General features: G+C 70.0%; 21 protein-coding genes. 10 read left to right on the top strand and 11 right to left on the bottom strand.

Annotated elements, in window-relative coordinates:
• Nucleotides 1–84: 84 nt before the first annotated feature.
• Nucleotides 85–813, top strand: coding sequence for a GntR family transcriptional regulator (locus tag TTY48_RS17520; RefSeq protein ID WP_374758744.1), 729 nt, complete (start codon nucleotides 85–87; stop codon nucleotides 811–813).
• A 6-nt stretch (nucleotides 814–819) separates the two neighbouring features.
• On the opposite strand, the gene TTY48_RS17515 is transcribed toward TTY48_RS17520, so the two are convergent.
• Genes TTY48_RS17515 through TTY48_RS17500 form a run of 4 tightly spaced genes read right to left on the bottom strand, consistent with a single transcriptional unit; the run spans nucleotide 820 to nucleotide 4233 of the window.
• A complete protein-coding gene (locus TTY48_RS17515; protein ID WP_220658930.1) occupies nucleotides 820–1815 on the bottom strand; it encodes an ABC transporter substrate-binding protein in 996 nt (331 codons plus the stop codon).
• Nucleotides 1812–2603, bottom strand: coding sequence for an amino acid ABC transporter ATP-binding protein (locus tag TTY48_RS17510; RefSeq protein WP_220658929.1), 792 nt, complete (start codon nucleotides 2601–2603; stop codon nucleotides 1812–1814). Before TTY48_RS17510 ends, TTY48_RS17515 begins: the two co-directional genes overlap by 4 nt.
• Complete coding sequence (locus TTY48_RS17505; protein ID WP_220658928.1) at nucleotides 2600–3514, bottom strand: amino acid ABC transporter permease; 915 nt, start codon at nucleotides 3512–3514, stop codon at nucleotides 2600–2602. Before TTY48_RS17505 ends, TTY48_RS17510 begins: the two co-directional genes overlap by 4 nt.
• Complete coding sequence (locus TTY48_RS17500; protein WP_220658927.1) at nucleotides 3511–4233, bottom strand: GNAT family N-acetyltransferase; 723 nt, start codon at nucleotides 4231–4233, stop codon at nucleotides 3511–3513. The genes TTY48_RS17505 and TTY48_RS17500 overlap by 4 nt, the downstream gene beginning before the upstream one ends.
• Before the next feature lie 70 nt (nucleotides 4234–4303).
• Between TTY48_RS17500 and trpB the strand changes: the two genes are divergently transcribed.
• From trpB to TTY48_RS17470, 6 genes are all read left to right on the top strand, one after another.
• Nucleotides 4304–5635: a tryptophan synthase subunit beta gene (gene trpB, locus TTY48_RS17495; protein WP_220658926.1), complete on the top strand. Its 1332-nt coding sequence runs from the start codon at nucleotides 4304–4306 to the stop codon at nucleotides 5633–5635.
• Complete coding sequence (gene trpA, locus TTY48_RS17490) at nucleotides 5632–6414, top strand: tryptophan synthase subunit alpha (protein WP_220658925.1); 783 nt, start codon at nucleotides 5632–5634, stop codon at nucleotides 6412–6414. Before trpB ends, trpA begins: the two co-directional genes overlap by 4 nt.
• Nucleotides 6415–6478: 64 nt before the next feature.
• Complete coding sequence (locus tag TTY48_RS17485; protein ID WP_220658924.1) at nucleotides 6479–7642, top strand: diguanylate cyclase; 1164 nt, start codon at nucleotides 6479–6481, stop codon at nucleotides 7640–7642.
• A 33-nt stretch (nucleotides 7643–7675) separates the two neighbouring features.
• A complete protein-coding gene (locus TTY48_RS17480; RefSeq protein ID WP_220658923.1) occupies nucleotides 7676–8842 on the top strand; it encodes a diguanylate cyclase in 1167 nt (388 codons plus the stop codon).
• A gap of 142 nt (nucleotides 8843–8984) precedes the next feature.
• Nucleotides 8985–10181, top strand: coding sequence for a diguanylate cyclase (locus TTY48_RS17475; protein ID WP_220658922.1), 1197 nt, complete (start codon nucleotides 8985–8987; stop codon nucleotides 10179–10181).
• A 63-nt stretch (nucleotides 10182–10244) separates the two neighbouring features.
• Nucleotides 10245–11873, top strand: a complete 1629-nt coding sequence (locus TTY48_RS17470) for an ABC-F family ATP-binding cassette domain-containing protein (protein WP_220658921.1) — start codon at nucleotides 10245–10247, stop codon at nucleotides 11871–11873.
• A 7-nt stretch (nucleotides 11874–11880) separates the two neighbouring features.
• Here the strand turns inward: TTY48_RS17470 and TTY48_RS17465 are convergent, their stop codons facing one another.
• The 7 genes from TTY48_RS17465 to TTY48_RS17435 all read right to left on the bottom strand — a co-directional run bounded on the left by TTY48_RS17465 (nucleotide 11881) and on the right by TTY48_RS17435 (nucleotide 21214).
• Nucleotides 11881–12675, bottom strand: coding sequence for an SDR family NAD(P)-dependent oxidoreductase (locus tag TTY48_RS17465; RefSeq protein ID WP_220658920.1), 795 nt, complete (start codon nucleotides 12673–12675; stop codon nucleotides 11881–11883).
• Between the two features lie 32 nt (nucleotides 12676–12707).
• Nucleotides 12708–13292, bottom strand: a complete 585-nt coding sequence (locus TTY48_RS17460) for a class F sortase (RefSeq protein WP_220658919.1) — start codon at nucleotides 13290–13292, stop codon at nucleotides 12708–12710.
• 1 nt (nucleotide 13293) lies between these two features.
• A complete protein-coding gene (locus TTY48_RS17455; RefSeq protein WP_220658918.1) occupies nucleotides 13294–14538 on the bottom strand; it encodes a SpaA isopeptide-forming pilin-related protein in 1245 nt (414 codons plus the stop codon).
• A 239-nt stretch (nucleotides 14539–14777) separates the two neighbouring features.
• A complete protein-coding gene (locus tag TTY48_RS17450; RefSeq protein WP_220658917.1) occupies nucleotides 14778–15545 on the bottom strand; it encodes a PIG-L deacetylase family protein in 768 nt (255 codons plus the stop codon).
• A gap of 28 nt (nucleotides 15546–15573) precedes the next feature.
• Nucleotides 15574–18948, bottom strand: a complete 3375-nt coding sequence (locus tag TTY48_RS17445; RefSeq protein ID WP_220658916.1) for an ATP-binding protein — start codon at nucleotides 18946–18948, stop codon at nucleotides 15574–15576.
• On the bottom strand, nucleotides 18945–19709 hold the full coding sequence (locus tag TTY48_RS17440) for a DUF4194 domain-containing protein (RefSeq protein ID WP_220658915.1): 765 nt from the start codon (nucleotides 19707–19709) through the stop codon (nucleotides 18945–18947). The genes TTY48_RS17445 and TTY48_RS17440 overlap by 4 nt, the downstream gene beginning before the upstream one ends.
• Nucleotides 19709–21214 (bottom strand): DUF3375 domain-containing protein, encoded by a 1506-nt coding sequence (locus TTY48_RS17435; RefSeq protein ID WP_220658914.1) that lies wholly within the window; start codon nucleotides 21212–21214, stop codon nucleotides 19709–19711. Before TTY48_RS17435 ends, TTY48_RS17440 begins: the two co-directional genes overlap by 1 nt.
• Nucleotides 21215–21320: 106 nt before the next feature.
• Here TTY48_RS17435 and TTY48_RS17430 point away from each other — a divergent pair, with 106 nt between their 5' ends.
• The 3 genes from TTY48_RS17430 (at nucleotide 21321) to TTY48_RS17420 (ending at nucleotide 23803) form a co-directional block, all read left to right on the top strand.
• Complete coding sequence (locus TTY48_RS17430; RefSeq protein ID WP_220658913.1) at nucleotides 21321–22358, top strand: glycerophosphodiester phosphodiesterase family protein; 1038 nt, start codon at nucleotides 21321–21323, stop codon at nucleotides 22356–22358.
• A 79-nt stretch (nucleotides 22359–22437) separates the two neighbouring features.
• Entirely contained in the window at nucleotides 22438–22956 is a 519-nt protein-coding gene (locus TTY48_RS17425; protein WP_220658912.1) for a DUF4333 domain-containing protein, read from the top strand.
• A gap of 85 nt (nucleotides 22957–23041) precedes the next feature.
• Nucleotides 23042–23803, top strand: coding sequence for a YdcF family protein (locus tag TTY48_RS17420; RefSeq protein WP_220658911.1), 762 nt, complete (start codon nucleotides 23042–23044; stop codon nucleotides 23801–23803).
• The last annotated feature ends 63 nt before the right edge of the window (nucleotides 23804–23866 follow it).

The raw sequence follows: 23866 nt of genomic DNA, 5'->3' as shown, positions 1-23866 counted from the left end.
AAGTGGTCTATACCAATTGCGGTGAGGCAAGAGTGGCATAGACCACTTTTCTCGTCAAGGGGTACTCTGTGACACATGGTGGACATGTCCTCGCCCGCTGCACCGGGCACCGAGCTTCCGCGATACTTCCGCGCGAAGGTCGAGGTGCAGAGGCGGATCGCGCAGCTCGGCCACGGCGATACACTGCCGGCCGAGCGGCGTTTGGCCGATGAACTCGGGGTCTCCCGGACCACCCTGCGCAAAGCGCTCTCGGAACTGTCCGCCGAGGGGATCCTGCGCCGCGAGCACGGCAGCGGCACCTACGTGGCACCCCCGAAAGTGGTGCGGGTGCGCCAACTCACCTCGCTCAGCGAGGACATCGGCGTCACCGGCAAATCCGTGGAATCGCAGGTCCTGGGCTGCGATCACGTCCCGGCGGATGCCGAGACGCAGGCCGCGTTGGACCTGTCCCGCGGCACCCGCGTGTACCGCGTCACCCGGCTCCGGATCGTCGACGCCGAGCCGCTCGCCATCGAGGTGGCGCACTTGCGGGGGCCCCTGCGCGGGCTGTCCGACCGGCTCGGCACGACGGCCTCTCTCTACCGCACGCTGCGGGAGAACTACGGTCGCGACATCGTGGCGGTGGAGGACACGGTCGAAACCGCGCTCGCGTCCCCGCACGAGGCCGAACTGCTCGACGTGCCCAACGGCCACCCGCTGCTGTTGGTCCATCGCCTGGGCCGCGACGCTGCGGGTGCACCCCTGGAGTGGACCCGCAGCGTCTATCGCGGCGACCGGTTCAAGTTCGTCGCGCACGCCACCGCGGCGCGCTGAACCGGCCTACTTGTCGTTCTTGGGCAGCCCCGGGGGATTGATCTCCGAGGTGGCCACGGCCTCCGCGTCCAGGCCCCACCGGTGCAGGACCTTGCCGTAGTCACCGCTGCGGATGGTCGACTCGATCGCCGCCTGCACCGCGCGGATGATCCCGCTGTCCTTCTTCGTGGTCGCGCCGATCAGCCCCTGCAGCGAAGCGCCGGCGCCCGACACCGTGCCCACGATCTTCGTCGCCTGCGGCGTGCCCTTCGTCTGGGCGACGTGGAAGGCGGCGATCGGGTTCGGGCCGAAGTAGGCGTCGATCTGACCGGATGCGAGCGCGGCGTACGTCCCCGTGTTGTCCTGGTAGTTCTTGATGACGATGGCCGGTTTGCCCGCCGCCCGCAGGTCCGCGTCGTAGCGCTGCAGAATCCGCTCCTGATTGGTTCCCGAGCCGACGGCGACCGTCTTGCCCGAGAACGAATCCGGACCCGTGAAGGTGAGCGGCGAATCAGCCTGAACCTCCACCGCCAGGTCGTCCTTGCGATAGGTCGCGAAGTCGTACTTCTCCTTGCGCGCCTCGGTCACGGTGATGTTCGAGACGCCGAGATCGAACTGCCCACTGTCGATCCCGAGGAACAGGCCCTCCCACGAGGTGTTCGACTCCTCCAACCGAAGTCCGAGACTGCCCGCGATGAGGTAGGCGATATCGCTCTCGTCGCCGATGAACACCCGCTCGTCGTCGGTCGCCGGGAAGTAGAAGGGCGCGTTTCCGGCACCCGATCCGTGTCCCACTCGCAGCGTGCCCCGATCCCGGATCGCCTGGGGGAGTAGTGCCGCAGCCGCCTCGTCCTTCTTCGGGACGATGCGGTCCTGCTTGCTGGTGAGGTTGAGCTGCTGACCGGCGGTGCCGGTCACGGAGGCGGTGGTCGATTCCGTGGTCTGTCCGCCGCATCCCACGAGGGCCGCGCTCGCGAGGACGAGGGCGAGGGCGAAGGTGGGGATGCGATGTCGGGTTTTCATGCTGTCTCCTTGGAGGTCCAGTGCGCGAGGAAGGCGCGGGTGCGGTCGGTGGCGGGGCGGTCGAGAACGGCGGACGGGGTGCCCACCGCGACCACCCGGCCGTGGTCGAGGAAGACGATGCGGTCGGCGATCCGGCGGGCGAAGGCGAGTTCGTGCGTCACGACCACGAGCGTGCGGCCCTCCGCTGCCAGCTCGGCGATCACGGCGTTCACCTCGCCGACGAGCTCGGGGTCGAGCGCCGAGGTGGGCTCGTCGAACAGGATCAGATCAGGATCGAGCGCCAGGGTGCGGGCGATCGCCACGCGCTGCTGCTGTCCGCCCGAGAGCCGGCCGGGGTAGTGCTCGGCGTGCGGGGCCAGGCCCACCCGCCCCAGGAGTTCCCGGGCCCGGGCGTCGGCCTCGGCGCGGCTGCGGCCCAGCGACAACCGCTGCGGTCGGGCCACGTTCTCGACGGCGGTCAGGTGCGGGAACAGGTTGAACTGCTGGAAGACGAAACCGATCCGCGCCCGCTGCCGGCGCAGCTCGCGTTCGCGCAGCGCGACGAGGTGGTCACCGCGGCGTCGGACGCCGATCAGCTCACCGTCGAGCCGGACCACCCCGGCGGTCGGCTCCTCCAGGTGATTGAGCAGGCGCAGGAGGGTGGACTTGCCCGAACCCGAGGGTCCGATGATGGAGACCACCTCGCCGGGGGCGATCGTCAGGTCGACACCGCGCAGCACCTGGTCGTGACCGAAGGCCTTGGTCAGGCCCACCGCTTCCAGGCGCGGCGGAACGGGGGTGGCGGTCATGCGGCGGACTCCTTCTTCGTGGGGGCCTTCGACCCGTACCCGCGGGAGAGGCGCTTCTCGAGGTAGTGCTGCCCGATGGACAGGACGGTGGTTGCGATCGCGTACCAGGCCACCGCGACCAGCAGCAGCGGGATGATTCGGCCGTTGCGGCCGTAGATCACCTGGACCTGGTAGAACAGGTCCGGCAGCGCCAGAATGAAGACGGCGGTGGTGCCCTTGAGTAGGCCGATCACCTCGTTCGCCGCGGGCGGCACGATGGTGCGTAGGGCCTGGGGTAGGGTGATCCGCAGCAACTGCGCGGCCGGCGGGATGCCCAGTGCCCGCGCGGCGTCGTGCTGACCGGGTGCCACACTGAGGATTCCGGCACGCACGATCTCCGAGCCGTACGCGGCCTGATGCAGCACGATCCCGATCACGGCGGCGGTGTACGGCGAGAGCAGGTCCTTGGTCGGCGCGTCGACGAAGGTCGGACCGAACGGGATACCCAGCCCCAGTGTGGGATAGAGCGCACCCAGGTAGCCGAAGAACAGGATCTGCACGATCAGGGGCACCGATCGGAACACCCAGATGAAGCCGAAGCTGAAGGTGGCCAGGACGCGGTTGCCCGAGAGCCGGGCGAGCGCCAGCACGCCACCGAACAGGAATCCGAGGACGGCGCCGATGATGGTGAGCTGCACCGTGAACCACAGCGCCTCGAGGACGATCGGGCTGAACAGGTAGGCCCCGAAGGTGGGCCAGTCGAAACGCGGATTGGTGATCGCCGAGGAGACCAACTGCGCGAACAGGATCAGGGTGACCGCGACGGCCACCCAGCGTCCCCATTGCGCGCGGCGCCGGACCGGCAGGACGGCCAGCTCCGCGAGCTCGGGATCGACGTCCTTCGACGGTGAGCGGGTGAGGGCGAGGGTCATGACTCTCCGGTGGTGGGTGCGGGTGGATGGACGAGGAGCAGGGGCACGGCGGCCCGCAGGCGGAAGCCGATCGACTCGTAGAGCGCGCGGGCCGTGGTGTTGTCAGCGGAGGTGTGCAGGAACGGGATCTCCCCGCGGTCGCGGATCTGCCTGCCGACGGCGCGGATGAGCCGGGTCGCGAGGCCCCGTCCGCGGTGGTCGGGATCGGTGCACACCGCGCTGATCTCGGTCCATCCGGGCGGATGCAGGCGTTCCCCGGCGAGCGCGATGAGCCGACCCCGGTCGTCGCGGATGCCCAGATAGGTGCCCAGTTCGATGGTCCGCCGTTCGAAGGGGCCGGGGCGGGTGCGCGCCACCAGATCGAGGATCTCGTCGACATCGCCGGGGCCGAGGCGGACGGCCTCGGGATCGGCTTCCGTGACCAGCCCGCTCCCGTCGTACTGGACGAGGGTGATCTCGTCCTCGACGCGCCACCCCGGGGGTAGCGGGGTGGCGGCCCCGCGCAGCGAGAGTGCCGTGCCCGGCACCGCGAGTTCGGCGAGGGCGGCGTAGTCGTCGGGCGACAGGGCGCGCGGGTGCCCGATGAAGCGGGCCACGTCGGGGTGGTACCGGACGACGGCACCGTCGCCGAGGCGGAACCGGGCGTGTGCGCCGTACAGGGACGCCCGGACCGGATCGTCGAGCACGGCGTCGAGGGCCCCGTCGAGTGCAGTGGTCATGCCGGAGAACACTGGTCGGTTCGCCCGATTCGAGGAATGGTTGGCGTCGGCGTGATTCTGCTTTGACCCGGTGGGGGATACTGGGCGGGTGAGTCTTCCAGAAGCCAGCACAGGACTGTCCCAACGATCGGCTTATGAGCCCGATGGGACCGGTCATTGGGGCGTCTGGGGCGGCAGGCACGTGCCCGAGGCGCTCATGGCCGTGATCGAGGAGGTCACAGCGGAGTTCGAGAAGGTGCGCAGCGACCGGGAGTTCCTCGAGGAGCTCGACCGGCTGCAGCGCCAGTACACCGGCCGACCGTCGCCGCTGTACCCCTGCGTGCGACTGGGTGAACACGCGGGTGGCGCGAAGATCTACCTCAAGCGCGAGGACCTGAACCACACCGGCAGCCACAAGATCAACAACGTGCTCGGGCAGGTGCTGCTCGCCAAGCGGATGGGCAAGACCCGTGTGATCGCGGAGACCGGCGCGGGCCAGCACGGCGTGGCCACCGCCACGGCCTGCGCGCTGCTCGGCATCGAGTGCGTGATCTTCATGGGCAAGGTCGACACCGACCGGCAGGCGCTGAACGTGGCGCGGATGCGGCTGCTGGGCGCCGAGGTGATCGCCGTGGCCTCCGGTTCGGCCACCCTCAAGGACGCCATCAACGAGGCGCTGCGGGACTGGGTCAGTCACGCCGACGACACCTACTACTGCTTTGGCACCGCGGCCGGCCCGCATCCCTTCCCCCTGCTGGTCCGGGACCTGCAGCGGGTGGTGGGCATGGAGGCCCGGCAACAGGTCCTCGACCTGGAGGGCCGGCTCCCCGACGCGGTGGTGGCCTGCGTCGGCGGCGGGTCCAATGCGATCGGCATCTTCCATCCGTTCATCGCGGACGAGGCGGTACGGCTGGTCGGCTGTGAGGCCGCGGGCGACGGCGTCGAAACGGGCAGGCACGCGGCCACGTTCACCGGCGGCACGCCCGGCGCCTTCCAGGGCGCGTACTCGTACCTGCTGCAGGACGAGGACGGCCAGACCATCGAATCGCACTCCATCTCGGCGGGTCTCGACTACCCCGGCGTCGGCCCGGAGCACGCCGAGCTCAAGGAATCCGGTCGCGCGCAGTACATCCCGATCACCGACGCCGAGGCCATGGACGCCTTCGCGCTGCTCTGCCGCACCGAGGGCATCATCCCCGCCATCGAATCGGCGCACGCCGTGGCGGGCGCGCTGAAACTGGGCCGCGAACTCGGGCCCGATGCCGTGATCGTCACCAACCTCTCGGGCCGCGGCGATAAGGACGTCGACACCGCCGGGAAGTGGTTCGGGCTGCTGGACGACCACGGGGACGTGGTGGGCCAGAAGGTGATCGGCGAAGACATGAACACCGAATTCCGCGACTCCGAGGAGGCCGCCAAGTGAGCGCACTCGCATCGGTCTTCGAGACCTGCCGCGCGGAGGACCGCGCCGCGCTCGTGACCTACCTGCCGTGTGGATACCCGTCCAAGGACGGTGGCCGCGACATCGTGGTCGCGATGGTCGAGGCCGGCGCTGATATCGTCGAGATCGGTGTCGCCTACAGCGATCCCGTGATGGACGGACCGGTGATCCAGCGCGCCGCCGACGATGCGCTGCGCGGCGGGATCAGGGTGCACGACGTCTTCGGCTACGCGGAGGCCGTGGCCTCCGCCGGCGGGGCCCCGGTGGTGATGACCTATTGGAACCCCGTGCTCCAGTACGGCGTCGACGCCTTCGCCCGGGACCTGGCCGCGGCCGGCGGGAAGGGGATCATCACTCCCAACCTGATCCCCGAAGAGGCCGGTGACTGGATCGCGGCCGCCGACCGGCACGGCCTCGACAAGATCTTCCTCGTGGCACCGTCGTCGACCCCCGAGCGCCTGGCGCTCACGGCGAACGCCTCGTCCGGATTCCTCTACGCCGCATCGACGATGGGCGTCACCGGCGCCCGGGACACCGTCGACAACGTCGCCCCGGAACTGGTGGCGCGGGTGCGCGAGATCTCCGACATCCCGATCGGTGTGGGCCTGGGTGTCCGCTCCCGCGAGCAGGCCGCCGAGATCGCCGGCTATGCGGACGCGGTCATCGCAGGCTCCGCCCTGGTCAGCGCAGCGGGCGATTCCGTCGACGCGGTCCGCGCGCTCACCGCCGACCTGGCCGCGGGAGTGCGCGATCGGAACTGACGTGAGCGGTCGCCCGGAGGAGTGGGCGCGACGTCGCCGGTCCGTCCGTCGGACGGCTCGGGTGATGTGGCGTGAGCTCATCGATCCCGTCGGCTGGCGGTACGCCGGCCAGGCGGAGTTCTCGTTCGTGACCCGCGCCATCGCCACGGTCGGCGGCATCGGGCTGCTCCGAGTGACGGTGGCCTCCCTCGGTGTGACGATGCTGCCGGTGGCGGTGTTGGCCGAGTTCATGCCCTCCGCACCGACCACCCCCGCCCTTCGTGTACTCCACATGGTTGCGGCCGTGCTCGGTGCGGTGATCGGGGCGTTGTGGATCGTGCGGCCCTGGCCGACGGCTGCGCAGGCGATTCAGTTCCTCGCCGCGGCCGATGTGCTCCTCGGCATCGGAATCGCGGTACTCGGCGAACCGGAGCACCGGCTGGCGGGAGCCAGTCTGTTCGCCATGCTCGGCCTGTACGCGGCGTTCCTGTTGGGATGGCGCGTGCTGCTGGTGCACTGCGTGTACTCGCTGGCTCTGGTGCTCGGGATCGTCTACTACGGGGTCGTCGTGGACGGGCGTTCGGTGGCCCTGCTCGCGCCGTTCGCGGTGCCGACCATGATCATCGCGGTCGGGGTCCCGGTATTGGTGCAGGCTGTCGTCGAACTGTGCCGGGTCGGCGTGAACCGCGTCGCGAGCGAGTGGTACATCGACAGCCTGACCGGACTGCTCAACCGGCGCGGGATGGACGCGTGGACCAAGCGCGTCGCCAGCAAGCGGTCTCGCAGCGATTCGATCTACATCAGCGCGGTGGCCGATCTGGACGGCTTCAAGGCCTACAACGACACGTACGGGCACTTCGAGGGTGACGAACTGCTGGCTTCAGTGGGCGCCCGACTCGATCGCGCCCTGCCGCAGACCCTGGTCTCGCGCAACGGCGGGGATGAATTCGGTGTCTTCGCGGTGTGTCTTACGCCGGACGACGCCGCGCGCAGACTCGCCAGGCTCACGGCTTTGATCGCCCCCCGCGGTGATCACGACGGCGACGGTATCACCGCCAGCCTCGGCATCGTCGTGGCCCCGGCGTCGTACCGGGACCGGATCCGCGAGCTCGCCACCGAGGCCGATGCGGCCCAGTACGAGGCCAAGCGCAGCGCCACCCGATCGGTAGTGGTGCACGATCTCACCGGTCTGTTCGAGCACTCGGCCGGTCCTTCCGAAGCGGATACCGGCGAAGGGTTCCCTGAGTAGCATTCGCAGGGTGACACGCCGAGGTCACGCCCCGTGAGGGCGAACCGATCATCGGCCCCGCGGCGGACGCGACCGCTGTGGCCGATGGTCTCGGCGGCCCGGTCGGCGATGGACCGGTCGGCGTGGCGGAACGCGGGACGGGACGAGTACGAGTTCATGTGGACCGGCATCTCCCGGCTCCCCGGCGGCCGCGCCGCCATGCGCCTGGTGATCGGCGGGATCGCGGTCCTGATGTTCCCGCTGGCCATCGTCATGGTCTGGCACCCGATGGGTCCGCCACCCGGACTGCGGACGGGCCTGTACGTGGGCGCGCTGGTGGCGAGCGTCGCGTTGGGTCTGTGGTGGATGTTCGATCCCCGGCCGAGCTGGCGGCACGCCATCTACTTCGTCGTCTGTTCGGACCTGTTGATCCTGCTGGGCACCGCGGTGCTCGGAGCGCCCGCATCGCGAATCTGCGGCACCACCTACCTCGGGATGATCGCCCTGCTCACCGCCGCCCTGCTGGGCTCGAGGATCCTGGCCCTGCAGTGTCTGTTCTCGCTCGCAGTGATCGGGGCGTACGTCCTGTACGCCTGCCTGTACGAAGGGGAGACCCTGCTCAGCCTGTACGTCTACGTGGCGCCCGCGATGACCATGGAGGTGGGGTTGCCTCTGGTGATGCAGGTGATCGTGGAGTTGTCGCGCCGCAGCATGACCCAGATCTTCATCGAACGCAATCGTGATGCGCTCACCGGCCTCTACAGCCGCCAGGGCATGCGATTCGCTCTCCGGATCCTGTTGCGGCGGCAGCGGTCGGAGGTGTGCGTGGTGGCGATGCTGGACCTCGATCACTTCAAGCGATTCAACGATTCCCACGGCCACGCTGCCGGTGATGCGCTGCTCTCGCGGACGGCGGAGGTCCTGCGCGGGGAACTCGACGGCGCGCTCGTCGCACGGATGGGAGGCGACGAATTCCTCCTCTACGCGATGCGCAACTCCCGATACGGCGCCGATTCCGTGATCCGGACATTGCGGCGCCTGGTCACACCGGACGGCGGCACGGCTCCGATTCAGGGCAGCGTGGGGGTCGTGGTGGTCGAGTATCCCGATGCCGCCTCGCTCGAGTGGGCCACCACCGAGGCCGATGTCGCGTTGTACGAGGCGAAGGCGGATCGGTCCCGCCGGATCGTGGTCCACGACCCCGGTTCCGTCCGCGTCTGACCTCCCGGACTGGTGCGATCGCAACAATCTGTGACGATCGCGACAGAGCCGGGATATCCGTGGTTCAATTCGGACGATTCGGGGGTAGAGTCCGGGCCGTGAATGCTGCCGGAGAACTCGCCGAACACCGAGGTGGATGCGGGTGAGCAGTGGTAAGCGGACTCCGGTCACCGCGCGGCGCGTGATCCGCGCGGCGTGGCGACGGCTCACGGACCGCAAGGCCTGGCGCGATGCGGGTAAGGCCGAGTTCAAATTCGCGCAGGAGGGCATCGCCGTCCACGGCGGCGACAACCCGCTCCGCCTGGTGGTGAGCGGCCTCGCGCTCCTGATGGCGCCGCTCTGCGTGGGTGTGCTCTTCCAGCCGATGCGACCGCAGACTCCGACCGCGATGGTCTTCTTCATCCTCGCCTCGAGCGGCAGTGTGGTCGTGGGAATCTGGTGGCTGCGCCTGCGGGAGCCCCGGCGCCGCGACGCCGTGATCTTCGTGGCGATCGCGGATATCTGCCTGCTGGTCGGCTGCTTGGCCCAGGACGGTCCGTCCCGGATAACCGGCACCATCTACCTCGGCATGCTGGCAATGCTGACCGCCTTCCTCCTCGGTTGGCGGCTACTGCTGATCCACTGCCTGTTCTCGGTGGCCGCGATCGTCGCCGTCACCGTGACCACGATGGTGGTCAACGGGTACGGCGTCATGGAACTGTACGTGTACCTCGCGCCTGCGATCACGATCGAGTTCGCACTTCCGATCGTGGTGCAGGTGCTCGTCGAATTCGGCCGCCGCGGAATCGGTGAGGCGGCCTCGGAGCGCAACCACGACGCCCTGACCGGGCTCTACAGCCGGCGCGGTCTTCAGTTCGCGATCCGCCGGGTCCTGTACAAGCGGGGCCGCGGCATCGCGGTGGTCGGACTGCTGGATCTCGACGGGTTCAAGAAGTTCAACGACACCTACGGACATCTGGCCGGCGATCAGTACCTGGCCGAGACCGCCCAGTTGCTGCGGACCGGTGTGCGCGACACCCTCAACGCCCGGCTCGGCGGCGACGAGTTCCTGGTGGTGGCGATCCGTGACCTGCGCGAAGAAGCCGACCAGGTGATCGACGAGCTCCGGAGGTTGGTCACTCCCGGGGAAGCGGGCGAGCCGCCGGGGATCCGCGGCAGTGTCGGTATCGCGGTCTCCGAGGGGCTCAACCGCGCGGAGTTCGCGACGGCGGTGGCCCAGGCGGACACCGCGCTCTACGAGGCGAAGGCCGATCGCTCGCTCCGGATCGTGATCCGGGACGTGGTTCCCGCACCGCCCGCGGTGGTGCCGCGCAGGGAGGCCTCCGCCGCCCTCGAGTGACCGCCGTCACCAGCGGAAAATGGTGGTGAACGGGCCGGCACGGGGCGGGTAGACTGGACCGTTGTGATTACCGCGACCGACCTCGAAGTCCGCGCCGGGGTCCGTACCCTGCTGACCGCCCCGGGCGATCAGCTGCGGGTGCAGGCGGGCGACCGGATCGGCCTCGTCGGCCGCAACGGCGCCGGCAAGACCACTACGATGCGCATCCTGGCAGGCGAGGGCGAACCGTACGCGGGCCGCATCATCTCCACCGGCGATGTGGGCTACCTGCCGCAGGACCCCCGCGAGGGCGATCTCGACGTGCTGGCGAAGGATCGCGTGCTCTCGGCCCGCGGACTGGACCAGATCGTGGCGCAGATGCAGAAGCAGCAGGTGCGCATGGCCGAGCTGGTCGGCGACGAGCTCGACACCGCGGTGCGCAAGTACGGCAACCTCGAGGAGCGGTTCTCCTCACTCGGTGGGTACGCCGCGGAATCCGAGGCCGCGCGGATCTGCAACAGCCTGGCCCTGCCCGACCGGGTGCTCGAACAGCCGCTGCGCACGCTGTCCGGCGGTCAGCGCCGCCGCGTGGAGCTGGCCCGCATCCTGTTCGCGGCCTCCGACGGCTCCGGCGGCAAGTCCGACACCACGCTGCTGCTCGACGAGCCCACCAACCACCTCGACGCCGACTCCATCGGCTGGCTGCGCACCTTCCTGCAGAATCACGACGGCGGCCTGATCGTGATCAGCCACGATGTGGATCTGCTGTCCGACGTGGTCAACCGCGTCTGGTTCCTCGACGCGGTGCGCGGTGAGGCCGATGTCTACAACATGGGCTGGAAGAAGTACATCGACGCCCGCGCGACCGACGAGCAGCGCCGCCGCCGCGAGCGCGCCAACGCCGAGAAGAAGGCCGGCGCGCTCCGCGTCCAGGCGGCCAAGATGGGGGCCAAGGCCACCAAGGCCGTTGCCGCGCAGAACATGCTGCGCCGCGCCGAGCGGATGATGAACGAGCTCGACGATGTGCGCGTCGAGGACAAGACGGCGCGGATCAAGTTCCCCGCACCCGCGCCGTGCAGCAAGACGCCGCTCATGGTCAAGAACCTCACCAAGACCTACGGCTCGCTGGAGATCTTCACGGGCGTCGATTTCGCGATCGACAAGGGCTCGCGCGTGGTGGTCCTCGGGCTCAACGGCGCCGGCAAGACCACGCTGCTCAAGCTGCTCGCCGGCGTCGAGACGCCGGACACCGGCGGCCTGGAACCGGGCCGCGGCCTGAAGATCGGCTACTTCGCGCAGGAGCACGACACCCTCGACGACGAGGCCTCCGTGTGGGACAACATCCGGCACGCCTCGCCCGATGCGGGGGAGCAGGATCTGCGAAGCCTGTTGGGCGCCTTCATGTTCACCGGACCGCAATTGGAACAGCCCGCGGGCACGCTGTCCGGCGGTGAGAAGACCCGTCTGGCGCTGGCCGGGCTGGTCTCCTCGGCCGCGAACGTGCTGTTGCTCGACGAGCCCACCAACAACCTGGACCCCGTGAGCCGCGAGCAGGTGCTCGAAGCGCTCCGCTCCTACGAGGGCGCCGTGGTGCTGGTGACCCACGATCCGGGCGCCGCCGAGGCGCTCAATCCGGAGCGCGTGATCCTATTGCCCGACGGTACCGAGGATCACTGGAACGAGGAGTACCAGGAGCTCATCGAGCTGGCCTGATCCCCGGTCAGGGCAGGATCGAATCGACGTAGCCGCCGTCCACCCGGACGGCGCCGCCGGTGGTTGCGGAGGCGAGCGGCGAGCTCAGGTACACCACCATGTTGGCGATCTCCTCCGGCTCGATGAGTCGCTGGATCAGGGACTGCGGCCGGTGCAGCCGCATGAACTCGCGCTGCGCCTGCTCCCAGGGCAGGTCCTCATCGACCAACTGGTAGACGAAGTCCTCCACGCCACCGGTGTGCGTGGGACCCGCGATCACCGAGTTCACGGTGACGCCGGTACCGGCGGCGGCCTTCGCGAAACCACGCGAGACCCCGAGCAGGGCCGTCTTGGAGACGCCGTAGTGGATCATCTCGGCGGGGATCACGATCGCGGAATCGCTGGCGATGTTGAGGATCCGGCCCCATCCTCCGTCGATCATCCCCGGCAGTACGAGCCGGGACAGCCGCGTCGCGGCCAGGACGTTCACCTCGAAGTAGCGGCGCCACTCGTCGTCGTCGATGGACAGGGGATCGGCCGCACCGAAGATGCCGAGGTTGTTGACCAGGATGTCCACGCCGCCCAGTTCCGTGACGGCCCGCTCGGCATCGGCGGCGTCCGTGACATCGGCGACCACGCCGACCGCATCGGCACCGTCGACCTCGGCACGGACGGTGGCGAGCGCCTCCTCGACCCGGGCCGCCGTGCGGCCGTTGATCCCGACCCGTGCCCCCGACCGGGCCAGCCCGACCGCGATGGCGAGGCCGATGCCCTGGGTGGAGCCGGTGACGAGGGCGGTGCGTCCGCGGAGGTCGATGTGCATGCCCTCGACACTAGCCGCGGATCGGCTGCCCGTCAGGCGCGCTCGGCGTACACCAGGTCGTTGTTCTCGTATCCCAGTGGCGGCCCGATGAATCGGCCGCCGCAGGTGACCAGGATCAGCGTCTCCGGTCCGTCTTGGCGGTTGAGGTCGCCGACGGGGAGGGCGCCCTTGGCGATCGAAACCGTCCGGGTCACGCGGTAGCTCACGGCCGCACCGTCTTTCCCGGTCAGCGTGACCCCGTCGCCGGGCCGCAGCGCGGCGAACCGCTTGGCGTAGCCGTCGCCCTGCCGCGCATCGTCGACGTGCCCGGTGAGCACCACGGAGCCGGTGCCGGAACCGGGCAGAGCGGAGTCGACCCACCAGCCGACGCGCTGTACGTCCTGCGGCGGGAGGAGTGCTCCCTGGGCGTCGGTCGCGATGCCGTCGATCGGCGCCTGCACCCCGGCGGCCGATACTCGGACCGGGGCGGTCGGCTCGGGCGCGGTGGCGGGCACCGGGGCGCGCAGATCGCTCTGGGCGGACGGATTCGACGGTGCGGGAAGGGCGGAACCCTCGACGGTGCCGCACCCCGCGAACAGCAGGGCGGACGCCACCAGCAGTGCGATCGCGCGGCGCATCTCAGGACACCCGGCCCGATGGGATCGACGAGATCGGTACGCGGACTCCGGGATTGCGGACGGCGACCGGCGCGGAGGCCTTCGCATTGGTGACCTGCACCTGGAACGGCGCGGCGGGATCGACCCGGAAGGCGACGGCAGCCGCGTCACGGACGTACCCGGCGGGCGCCAACGTCTCCGTGGCGCGGTAGCACCCCGGCGGCAGCGAGAACGCCGCGAGACCGTCGGGTCCGGTGCTCACCGCCCGCACCGTCTCACCGGACTCGCAGCCGGAGATCGCGAACGACGCGCCCGCCAGCGGCGCACCGGTGCTGCGGTCCGTCTTGAGCAGGCGGCCGGGCACGTCGCCGGGGCCGGGCGGGTTCTGGCCGCCGCATTTGAAGGTGAAACTGAGCCGGTTCACGCCGTTGCCCACCACCCGGGAGTACGCGTGCGGTCCGACCAGCACACACGACGCCGGCCACGCGGTGGGGACCACGGTGAGACAGTCGCCGGGGAAGGCGCCGCCGCCGTTGCCCGCGCTGTCGGTGGCGAGACCGCCGAGCGGGCGTCCGTTCTCGCACGCGTACACGGCGTACTGGGAGGCCACCCCGCGTCCGCTGCGGTCGCGGGCGTCGAGGGTGAACCGGATCCCACCGGGAGGGGGAGGCGTGGTGGTGGGCGGCACGATCCCGCCGCGGGCCAGGACGAAACGGAACTCGGCGCGTCCACTGTTGGTGGTCACGGTCTGCTCCGAGGGGGAGATCACGCGCCAGTTGGTGGGCACGCGGTCGATCCGGGCCCGCACGCAGGGACCGGTCACCGTGGTGGCGCCGCCGTCGGCGAGGGATGCGCCCGGTCCACCGGAACAGCCCTGCACGTAGGCGGAGGCACCGGGCACCGCCGCACCGCCTTCGTCCACGATCCGCACGGCCCCGACGGTGAGCCCCACCGGGGGCACGGCGGTCGTGGTGCCGGTGGTGGGCGAGGCGGTGCCGGTGGTTGGAACAGGTGCCGTGGACGTGACCGGGGGACGGGGCGGAGCCGTGGTGGGCACCGGGGCCGTCGTGGTCGCCGGCGGGGTTGCGGCCGGGGGCGTCGTGGCCGGTTCCGGTGTGGCGGCGGGAGCCGGCGTGGTGGTGGTGACCGGGGCGGGCGGTGCCGGGTCGGCAGCGACACCACCGGGCGCCACCGCGAGGAGCGGAAGCAGTGCCGCCGGCACGACCAGAGCGCTGCGGATTCGATTGTGTCGGGTCGCGTTTCGCATCGCGTCTCCTCGGTGCTGCCTCGGCGATCAATGACATGGGGGAGATCGGATACGAGGGGCGGATCCGTTAGCCGCGTTATTCGATCGTTACTGCCCGAGGGCGGCCCCGCGGTGGTCGGGGTCGCTGCTCGGCGACCCGAATCCGCAGGTCGCCGTGGGTAGGCGCGGGTTCGCACGGGTGCGCGCGACGACCGTTGCGATACTCGTTCGCCGCCGCGGTATCCGAACCGGCGTCCGCGTCAGAGGAGGCGGTCGGAGCGGCCCGAGACGCCGGGCTCGACGAAGTACTCGGTGCCGAAGAGCGGAGCCAGCAGGCGTGCGGGCACGCGGACGATGAGGCGCTGCAGCCGAGCAGCGGCACCCGGCTTGGCGAGCTCGGTGCGATGCGCGGCGAGCGCGCGTTGCTTCTCGGCGAGGTGGGCTCGCACGTCGATCCGGTGCGTGATGCCGGACGAGGGCGTGAACCAGGTGTGCGCGCGCCGCAGATCGGCCTCATCCACGAGGCGCAGGCGCGCGGCCAGACCGAACAGGCGCACGGCCACCTCCCGCGGTGCGGTCGCCTCCACCAGGCGCACCCCCGTCAGCTCGGCGGCCCGATGCCCGATCGCGTGGACGGCGAGATGGTCGCGGTGTCCGTAGCCGCCCGCGGCGTCGTACCCGATCAGAAGGTCGGCGTTCACCTCCCGCAGGATCCCGGCCAACGCCTCTGCGGGCTCCTCGACGCCCGCGCGCACCAGCCGTACCCGGCCGTCGGGATCCGGATACAGTTCCGCCCCGTGGCCGCTGTCGGCGTAGCCCAGCCAGCGCACCTCTCGCACTCCGAGCTGAGCGGCGGCGGCCTCCAACTCCTCGAGCCGCAGTCGTGGCCGGGGCTCGGTGCGCACCATGCCGTCGGTGGCCACCACCAGGATCACCCGGTGCCCGGCGGCAGCGAGTTTCGCCAGGGTGCCGCCTTCGAGGATCGTCTCATCGTCCGGATGAGCGTTGAGCGCGACGACCGAGGCCATGGGCTCTGTATATCAGGTGCCGACGGGGCTAGCGCGCCGTCGCGAGCTCACCGAACGTGGCGTACCGGGCATCGGAGCGGGCACCGTCGGACCCGGTCTGCTTGTCCACCAGGATGACCTGCCCGATGAAGGGCTCCACGATGCCCACCATCCGGATCGGCGCCGCGATGATCAACTGGAATCCGAACTGTTCGAAGGCGCGCAGTGATTGCGCCGAGAACCGCTCGTCGGACTTGCTGAAGGCCTCGTCGAGCATCAGCGGCGCGAAGGCGGGCTCGTTGGAGCCGTCGATGCCGTGGCTGCCGAGCGCGAAACTGAGCGCCGCGGCAAGGCAGAAGGCCACCAACTTCTCCTGCTCGCCACCGGAGTTGGTGGCGGTGTTGCGGTAGGTGACCACCGCCGGGGCGTCCGGTTCGGCGCCCACCGCGTTCTCACGGCCGTAGAAGGAGTACCCCGTGCGCACGTCCAGCACGTTCTCGGCCCACCGACGGGATTCGGGATCGTCGCCGGTCAGCCGCAGCACCAGACCGCGGATCCGTTTGAACTGAGCGGCCATGGCGTCCGGTTCGGCGCGCTTGGCGGCCGGCGCATCGCGCACCATCTCGTCGACCAGTTTCGCGAACTCGGTCGCCTCGGGCGTGGGCCGCGCGGCGTACGCGATCTGCAGGTAGGTGCCCTCGTTGAACTCCACCCGGCGCAACCCGGCGTTGACATCGGCGATGCCCCGGGTGATCGCGCGGTGCGTGTCGTCGACCTCCTTGAACAGGTTCGACACCGAGTGGCTGACATCGGTGGTGATCAGCCGCCGGAACTTCTCGGTGGCCGCCGCCAGGCCGTGCGCCACCAGGTTCTCGTGCACGGTCACGAAATCGGGCGCCGAGGCGACATCGGCCTGCAGCTCCGTGGAGGCGTCCGGCCACTCCCGGAGGAACTGTTCGGCGGTGCGCACGATGCGGGTCTCGGCCGCATCGCGCTCGGCGGTCGCGGCGGCCTGCTGGCGCTCCAACTCGGCCCGCAGGTCGGCGCGGATCTCCCCGTAGCTCTCCAGCGTGAGGCGCCGCCGCCGTGTCTCGTCGGCGGTGAGCAGGTGCCACAGGGCGGTATCGAGGAAGTCGCGATCCTCATCGGTGAGCTTGGGGGCGCTCTCACCGTCGATCTTCTCGAATTCGGCCAGCAGATCGTCGAATTCGGTGCCGGCACGGTTCATGGTCTCGGTGAGCGCGCCGATCCGGGTCTGGGCCTCGGCCAGTTCTCCGTAGGCGTTGTCGGCCTGCAGCTCCAGCTCGCTGAGATCGGCGTTGCCGGAGCGGGCGTCGGAGATGCGGTCCGCCAGGTCCTCCGCCTCGGCGCGTGCCGCCCAGTGGTCCAACTCCGCCCAGGAGGTGTAGCCCAGCACGCCGGTGGCGCCGTCGGCCACCGCCTTGAACTCGGCGAGATCGTCGCGCAGCGTGGCCGACGCCTCCGCCGCCTTGACGTGCACCGCCGCCAGCTCGTCGCGGCGACGCTGCAGTGCCTCGCGCTTGGAACCGGTGTTGGTACCGAGCACCCACTGCGAGCGATCGGCCACCGCGCGGCGGTCGTCCTTGCGGAAGCGGCCGCCCGAGCCCTTCACCAGGCCCTCCGGGGTGACGGCCTGCTCGTGGTCCTCCAGCTCGGCGGGGGAGTCCACACAGATGTGCCGCGCCGTGCGGGCCACCGCTCCGGCCAGCCAGCGGCCGGCCTCGGTCCGCTCGTCGACGGTGAGCTTCGTGGCCAGCGATCCCGCATCGGCGCGAGTGCCGTCGGCACCGTCGATCACCTGGTACGTGAGCACGCCCTGGACTCGGTTGGCGTTGACGTAGTCGGCCACCGCGCGCTGGTGCTCCGCCGGCACCAGCAGCGTGGTCGCCAGTGGGCGGAGCACGCGTTCGGCGGCGCCGGCCCAGCGGGCCTGTTCGGCGGGCTTCACATCGATCAGCTCGGCGGCGTAGGGCAGATCCTCCGCGGGAACGCCGGTGGCGCGGGCGATCACATCGCGCTGGTCCAGCAGCGCGGGCGGCAGCAGCGATGCGCGACGATCCAGCACCGCCAGCTCATCGTCCACCGATTCCACGGCGCGGCGGGCATCGGACTCGTCGGTGTAGGCGCTGTGCACCCGGCCGGCCAGGGCTTCGGCGGCCTCCGTGGCGCGGTCCCGGATCCCCGGGATCTGTTCGCGCAGCGCGGCGAACTCCTCGGCCGACTCCGGGGCGCGCTCGCCCAGCTTCTCGACCGCGGCGGCGAAGCGTTCGTAGGCGCGCTGGCGGGCCTGGGTCTGCAACTCGCGGGACTGCAGCTCGGCCTCCAGGACGCCCACCTCGCCCTGCTCCTGCCGCAGCCGGTGCAGCAGGTCGTTGTAGCGCTGTTTGCGCTCTTCGGCCTTGTCCTCCCAGCGGGCGATCTGCGCGTCCATGCCCGCGCGCTCGGCCTCGATCCGATCCATCTGCTCCTGCAGCAGGCGCAGCCGATGTCCCCGCAGGTAGGAGCGCACGGGAACGCCGAGGAGGTCCGCGGCGCGGGTGGTCCCGACGGTGGCCGTGCGGTACTTCTCGTAGGCCTCCGGCATCGGCCGCAGCACCTTCTCCTGCGCCTCCGCGCGGGCCGCCGCCCGGTACGCCTCGTCGAGCTGGGTGAAGTTCTCCACCAGACGCTCGGCGCGGGCGTAGGTCTGCGGGCGGTCCAGCATGTAGGTGCGGATGAAGGCGTCGAGATCGCCCACGTTCTTCATCGCCTTGGCCTTACCCAGCAGTGCGAGCGCGGCGCTGGAGGTGCCGATGCCCACCCGGCGGCGCAGCGCCTCCTGATAGGCAGCCTGGGTGTCGAAGAACTCGACGTCCGCGTGCCGGGAGCGCCAGCCGCGGCTGTCGAATCCGGCGGTGGCCCAGTCCTGCAGGTCCAACAGGTCGAACGGGCCGGAGTGCAGCTGGTACCAGGACTTCAGCGAGGCCCCGTCGGTCCCCGAGCCGGCGAACCACTTCACCGCGACCGCGGTGGTCACATTGCCCGCGCCGTTGTCGTAGGTGGCGGCCACGGCCGACCAGGTGGCCGAATCACCGCGCAGGTACTGCACTTTGGACTGCTGATGCTCGTCGTCGTTGACCGACCAGGCGCCGCGCACGTAATCGGCCATCGAGCGGGCGGCCCGCTTCGCGCCCTTCGCCGTCATATCGGCCGAGGCGTTGAAGGACTGATCGTAGGTGGGCAGTAGCACCACCGAGTGCGCGTCCATCAGCGAGCTCTTTCCCGAACCCGAAGGGCCGGTGAGGATCACGCCCCGCTCGTCGATGGGGAAGTCCTTGTAGCCGTCGAAGGTGCCCCAGTTCACCACCTGCAGGCGGGTGAGGCGGTACTGGCCGAGGTGTTTGCGGGTGCTTCGCACGGTCACGCCTGTGCCTCCTCGGTCTCGGCTTCGACGGTGCCCGCGTCCGCCGTGTCGTCATCGGGCACGGCCGGCTCGGCCAGGTCGTGATCGGCGCTCGCGAGATCGCGATACGCAGCGGTGTACAGGTCCACCTGCTCGGGCGTGAGCAGTGAGGCGATCACCGCGTGCACGGCGTACCGGTCGGTGGTGCCCACCCGGCGGATCAGGCGGCGGGTCTCGAGCTGGTTGATCGCGGCGTCGGCCTTCTTCACGAACCCGGCCTCGTCGGTGTCACGGGCGGGCCGGAAGGACAGCAGGTGATCGATCATCTCCTGCCGCTCGACGACGGCGGTCTCGTCCGGGCTGGACAGGTGCTTGAGGCGCAGGAACAGCGCGAGCACCGAGGCGGCGAGCGAGAGGCTCTGCGCGCGGAGCAGATTGCGCTGGCGCGGATCGTTCTCGCTGACCTGGCGAGTGAAGGCGTGCTTGGTCTCCCGATTGATCTCCAGCAGCAGGTTCAGCTCGGACAGCCGCGATCGCAGCAAGTTCTCCTCGGCCTCGATCACCGCCCAGTTCTTCGACCGGGCCGAGACGTGCGGCGCGGCGATCAGCTCCTGCAGGGCGTAGCAGACCGAATTGGGCAGCTGTGAGGTGTCGCCGTCGAAGCGCGGAGCGGTATCCGCGCCGCGCAGCGACCGCACCGCCTCGTCGTCGCCGATCGAGAAATCGGCCAGATCGATCTCGGGCAGGTCAGCGGTCTCGATGTCCAGCGAATCGTCCGACATCAGGCCTCCTCGAAGAGCGTGGTGGGCTCGGGCGCGGCGGCGGCCGGCGTGAGCGGGGGCAGGGATGCGGCGAACTCCACGTGCGGGACGGTGAGCTCGCGGGGGCCGCGCGCGGTGTGCGCCAGCACCGTGACGGGTCGATCCGCGTCGACGGTGCCGTACCGGGCGCCGAGGCTCCACACGCCCACCACATCGCCAGCCCGGGGAGCGTCGATCGTCGCGAGGACGTCGGTGAGGGAGGCACCGTCGGCCGCGGAGACCGCGTCGTTGACCGCCCGCGCGAGGGAGTCCCAGTCGATCGCCTCGCGTCCCACGAGCCGTGCGGGGTCGATGGTGAACTCCCCGGAGGTCTCGCGGACCTCGGGCGGCAGCGTGACGATGCCGTCATGGAACTTCAGCGCACCGACCGAGGCGGTGTCCACGGCGCTCATCGGGACCGCGAGGCCGGTGTCACGGCCCGCCGAGACGGTGTCGAAGGCCTCGACCGCGGCGCGCTGCGCCTCGGTGATCCGGGCCCGGAGCGACTGGTACTGCAGGAAGTCGCCGTCCTTGACGAAGGTGTTGATCCGCCGGTACACCTGGCCGCGGATCTCGTCGACCCGCTGCACCTGCATCCACATCCGGTCCAGGAATCCGGTCAGCGAGTCCCGCAGATCATCGGGCAGCTCCACGCCGATCACGACGGCGGCCACGGAATCCTCCAGGCGGCGCCGCAGCCGGTGGTCCGAGAGCAGGGTGTAGAAGGCGTCGAAGGCCTTGCCCTCGGGCGTGTTGGCCAGCTCGTCATGGCCGTCGAACAGGCGCTGCAGGGTCTTCGCGTAGGCCTCGGCCTCGGAACTGTCGGAGGCGTCCAGGCCGTGAGTGAGGAGGGCCCGGGTGTGCTCGCGCAGCTTCTCGCCGTAACCCAGGATGTCGGCCGGCATGCGCTCGGCGAGTGAGCTGACGATCTTGAGGTCGTCGACCACCTTGCCCTGGTCGTACTCGGGGATCAGGCCGGCCCGCAGGGCCTCCCGACGCCGGGTGAGTTCGGCGATCTGTTCATCGAGGGCGCGCAGGTGATCATCGGGATCGGGGCTGACGGTGACGGCGACCGCGGCCAGCCGCGCGGTGACCAGTTCCAGCGCCGTCTCGGTGGCCACATTCCGGTCCAGTGAGACGGCCTGCACCTGGCCCAGCGCGGTGGTGGCGCCGCGGGTGAGCTGGCAGATCTCGCGGTCCTCGTCGTCGAGGGTCCGTGAGACGAAACCGCTCTTGACCCAGGTGTCGAGCACATCGGCTCCGTCGGGCACGGGGCGCGCGCGGTCGGTGAAGTGCTGCGAGAGGGATTGCAGGTCGACGGTGAGCGCGTCGGCCAGCTCCTCGGCGTCCACCGGTCCGGTCCCCAGCCTGGCGGCCATGAGTGCCAGGTAGGCGACGGCGTTGGGGGAGCGCAGCAGGCGCAGCGCGACGTCGTTATCGGCGTTGTCCGTGAACGCGGCGTACAGCTCGGCGGCGGACTGCGCCATGTGTACCTCCCGATCGATGAGCGACGGCCCAGTCTAGCGACGGCCGGTCATCCCCGCGTGAGGTGTCGTGCACGTGGCATTCACGTCGGTCTCCTACCGTCGGCGCATGCGCTCGCTCCGCCCACTGCTCGTCTGCCTCCTCGCCGCCGCCGTCTCGGCCGGGACGGCGGCCCCCGTCACCGCGGAACCGCCGCGAACCGTCGACCTGCAGGCGCACCGGGGTGGGCTCGGCCTGGTCACCGAATCGACGCTCGCAGGCTTCGACGCCGCGATGCGGCTCGGTGTGACCACGCTGGAGCTGGACACCCAGGTGACGAAGGACCGGCGCGTGGTGATCACACACGACCGGAAGGTGGATGCGAAGAAGTGCGCCGATACGGCGCCGGCGACGCCGGGTGATCCGCAGTTCCCCTACGTCGGGAAGTACGTGCGCGAGCTCACCTACGCCCAGGTCCGGACCATGAACTGCGGGTACGAGAAGCTCGCCGGGTACAGCGCACAGCGGGTCGTGACCGGTGCGCGGATCCCCGAACTGCGCGAGCTGTTCGATCTGGTGCGGTCGCGGCACTCGCCGGTGCGGATGAACATCGAGACCAAGGTGGAGGCGGCGGCACCGGAGCAGACCGCGCCCCGCGGCGAGTTCGTGGCGGCGGTGGCGGGGGAGATCTCCCGGTCCGGGCTCGCGCGGCAGGTCACGATCCAGAGTTTCGACTGGACGGCACTGCGGGAGATCGGGCCGCTGCTCCCCGGCGTCGGCCTGGTGGCACTGACCAACGGAGAGCAGTTCCTGCAGACCGGGAAACCGGGCGCCTCCCCGTGGCTGGGACTCGACGTGGACGGCTACGGCGGCGACTGGGTGCGCGCGGCGAAGGCGACGATCCCCGGACTCACCGCGATCTCGCCGGTGCAGGGCGATCCGCAGGACGGCGGGGTCGGCGATCCGGGGTTCGTGCGTTTCACCACGCCTGAACTGATCTCCCGGGCGCACGCCCTGGGACTGTCGGTGATCCCGTGGACGGTCAACGATCCCGCGACGATGCGGGCCCTGCTCACCGACGGTGCCGATGGCCTGATCACCGACTATCCCGACCGGGCGCGCGCCGTGCTCCGCGAGCTCGGCTTCGCACTGCCTTCGCCCAACTGATGGGAAGCGGGTGGCGCAGAGGGGCTTTCGACCGCAAATGATGCGATCGCGCGGTCCTTGCGTCGGCTACTGTCCGGCCATGAGCCCGAAGAAGTCGTGGTTGCTGCCCTTCGTCGTCACTCCGGTACTCGCGAGTTGTTCCCTGTTCGGGCCGTCGATCGATTTCGAGGCCTTGACCAGGGACATCGCGGACAAGCTCAACGCGGAGTACGCGAAGCTGGGGGCGAAAGTGGACGTCGTCAACTGCGACGACTCCGAGCGCAGACCGAAGCCCGGGTATCGGTTCACCTGCGAGGCCATGGTGCGCGAGGCCACGGTGCCGGTGGAGGTGACGGTCAAGGACGACGACATGGCCGTGGAGTTCGTGACGCTCCAGAAGCTCTTCGACCTCGGCTCGGCCGGCCCCACGCTGGCGCCGAGCGTCTCGAAGCAGGTGAACGCGGCGGTCTCGGTGGACTGCGGCACGGGGCTCAAGGCGCTGCCGCCGGGTGGATCGTTCCGATGCGCCGCACGGGACACCACGGGAGGCAGCGCGACTCTCGTCTACACGGTGGGTCCGATGCGTGGCGAGGATCAGTGGGCGATCAAACCGAGCTGATCACACGAAACATTCGTCGCGTATGCAACACGCACCACAGTAGTGTACTTTCCCATCCGTAGACTCATTTGTCACGGAGGGCAACATGCGTGTCTCTGGATTTCTTCGTTCACTCGCGGCACTGACGGTGGCCGTGGCTGCGTCGGCGGCTCTGGCGGTCGGTCCGGCCGCGGCCGCACCGGCAGTCAGCGCCTCGACCTCGTCGCTCACGGACGATGCCATCGCCAAGCAGGCCGCGGGCGACACCGCGGGAGCGCAGGCCGCGATCAATCAGATGCCGGTCGATCACGCGCAGAAGGTGGTGGCCCTGATGACCAACGTCAACAAGGCCCTCACGTTCCCGCTCACCGACCAGGTGCCGGGCGGTGTCGCCGCAGGGAGCGCGATCGTGATCCTCGGCTTCGGCCTCGAGGACAACGGCGGGTTGCGCCCGATCCTCGTCGAACGACTCAGCAAGGGACTCGCGGTGGCCCAGGCCTACCCGGCCTTTCCGGTGATCGTGACCGGCGGGAACCCGAAGGCGGGCAAGACCGAGGCCGCCGCGATGAAGGAATGGCTGATCGGCCAGGGGCTCTCCGCCACGCGTATCTACACCGAGAACGGCGCGGGCTCCACACAGGGGAACGCGATCAACTCGGCGGCGCTCATGCGCCAGAACGGCTTCGGCAACGGAGCGGTGCTGGTGACCTCCGCGGACCACACCCGCCGATCGGTGGCCGACTTCCTCGTCGCCGGAGTCACCTTGCAGGCCGTCGTGGCGTCCGACGCGAAGATCCAGTCCGCGCCGATGTCGCAGTCCGGCGTCCAGGCCGTGTACCGCGATGCCCGGGGTGTCGCGAAGATCTGACGACGCTTCCGTGTCGGTTCGAAAACAGCTCTCACCTCGTACAAGTACGCAAAGGTAAACCTC

The sequence above is a fragment of the Tsukamurella sp. TY48 genome, assembly GCF_019656655.1.
GTDB lineage: Bacteria > Actinomycetota > Actinomycetes > Mycobacteriales > Mycobacteriaceae > Tsukamurella > Tsukamurella strandjordii.
The sequence above is the reverse complement of the archived record's forward strand: the minus strand, read 5'-3'. Positions and strand labels throughout refer to the sequence as shown.

Bases quoted from the DNA above. Each gene is read 5' to 3' on its own strand.
- TTY48_RS17520 (WP_374758744.1), top strand. From the start codon at position 85: ATGTCCTCGCCCGCTGCACCGGGCACCGAGCTTCCGCGATACTTCCGC.
- TTY48_RS17515 (WP_220658930.1), bottom strand. From the start codon at position 1,815: ATGAAAACCCGACATCGCATCCCCACCTTCGCCCTCGCCCTCGTCCTC.
- TTY48_RS17510 (WP_220658929.1), bottom strand. From the start codon at position 2,603: ATGACCGCCACCCCCGTTCCGCCGCGCCTGGAAGCGGTGGGCCTGACC.
- TTY48_RS17505 (WP_220658928.1), bottom strand. From the start codon at position 3,514: ATGACCCTCGCCCTCACCCGCTCACCGTCGAAGGACGTCGATCCCGAG.
- TTY48_RS17500 (WP_220658927.1), bottom strand. From the start codon at position 4,233: ATGACCACTGCACTCGACGGGGCCCTCGACGCCGTGCTCGACGATCCG.
- TTY48_RS17485 (WP_220658924.1), top strand. From the start codon at position 6,479: ATGTGGCGTGAGCTCATCGATCCCGTCGGCTGGCGGTACGCCGGCCAG.
- TTY48_RS17465 (WP_220658920.1), bottom strand. From the start codon at position 12,675: ATGCACATCGACCTCCGCGGACGCACCGCCCTCGTCACCGGCTCCACC.
- TTY48_RS17460 (WP_220658919.1), bottom strand. From the start codon at position 13,292: ATGCGCCGCGCGATCGCACTGCTGGTGGCGTCCGCCCTGCTGTTCGCG.
- TTY48_RS17455 (WP_220658918.1), bottom strand. From the start codon at position 14,538: ATGCGAAACGCGACCCGACACAATCGAATCCGCAGCGCTCTGGTCGTG.
- TTY48_RS17450 (WP_220658917.1), bottom strand. From the start codon at position 15,545: ATGGCCTCGGTCGTCGCGCTCAACGCTCATCCGGACGATGAGACGATC.
- TTY48_RS17440 (WP_220658915.1), bottom strand. From the start codon at position 19,709: ATGTCGGACGATTCGCTGGACATCGAGACCGCTGACCTGCCCGAGATC.
- TTY48_RS17435 (WP_220658914.1), bottom strand. From the start codon at position 21,214: ATGGCGCAGTCCGCCGCCGAGCTGTACGCCGCGTTCACGGACAACGCC.
- TTY48_RS17430 (WP_220658913.1), top strand. From the start codon at position 21,321: ATGCGCTCGCTCCGCCCACTGCTCGTCTGCCTCCTCGCCGCCGCCGTC.
- TTY48_RS17425 (WP_220658912.1), top strand. From the start codon at position 22,438: ATGAGCCCGAAGAAGTCGTGGTTGCTGCCCTTCGTCGTCACTCCGGTA.
- TTY48_RS17420 (WP_220658911.1), top strand. From the start codon at position 23,042: ATGCGTGTCTCTGGATTTCTTCGTTCACTCGCGGCACTGACGGTGGCC.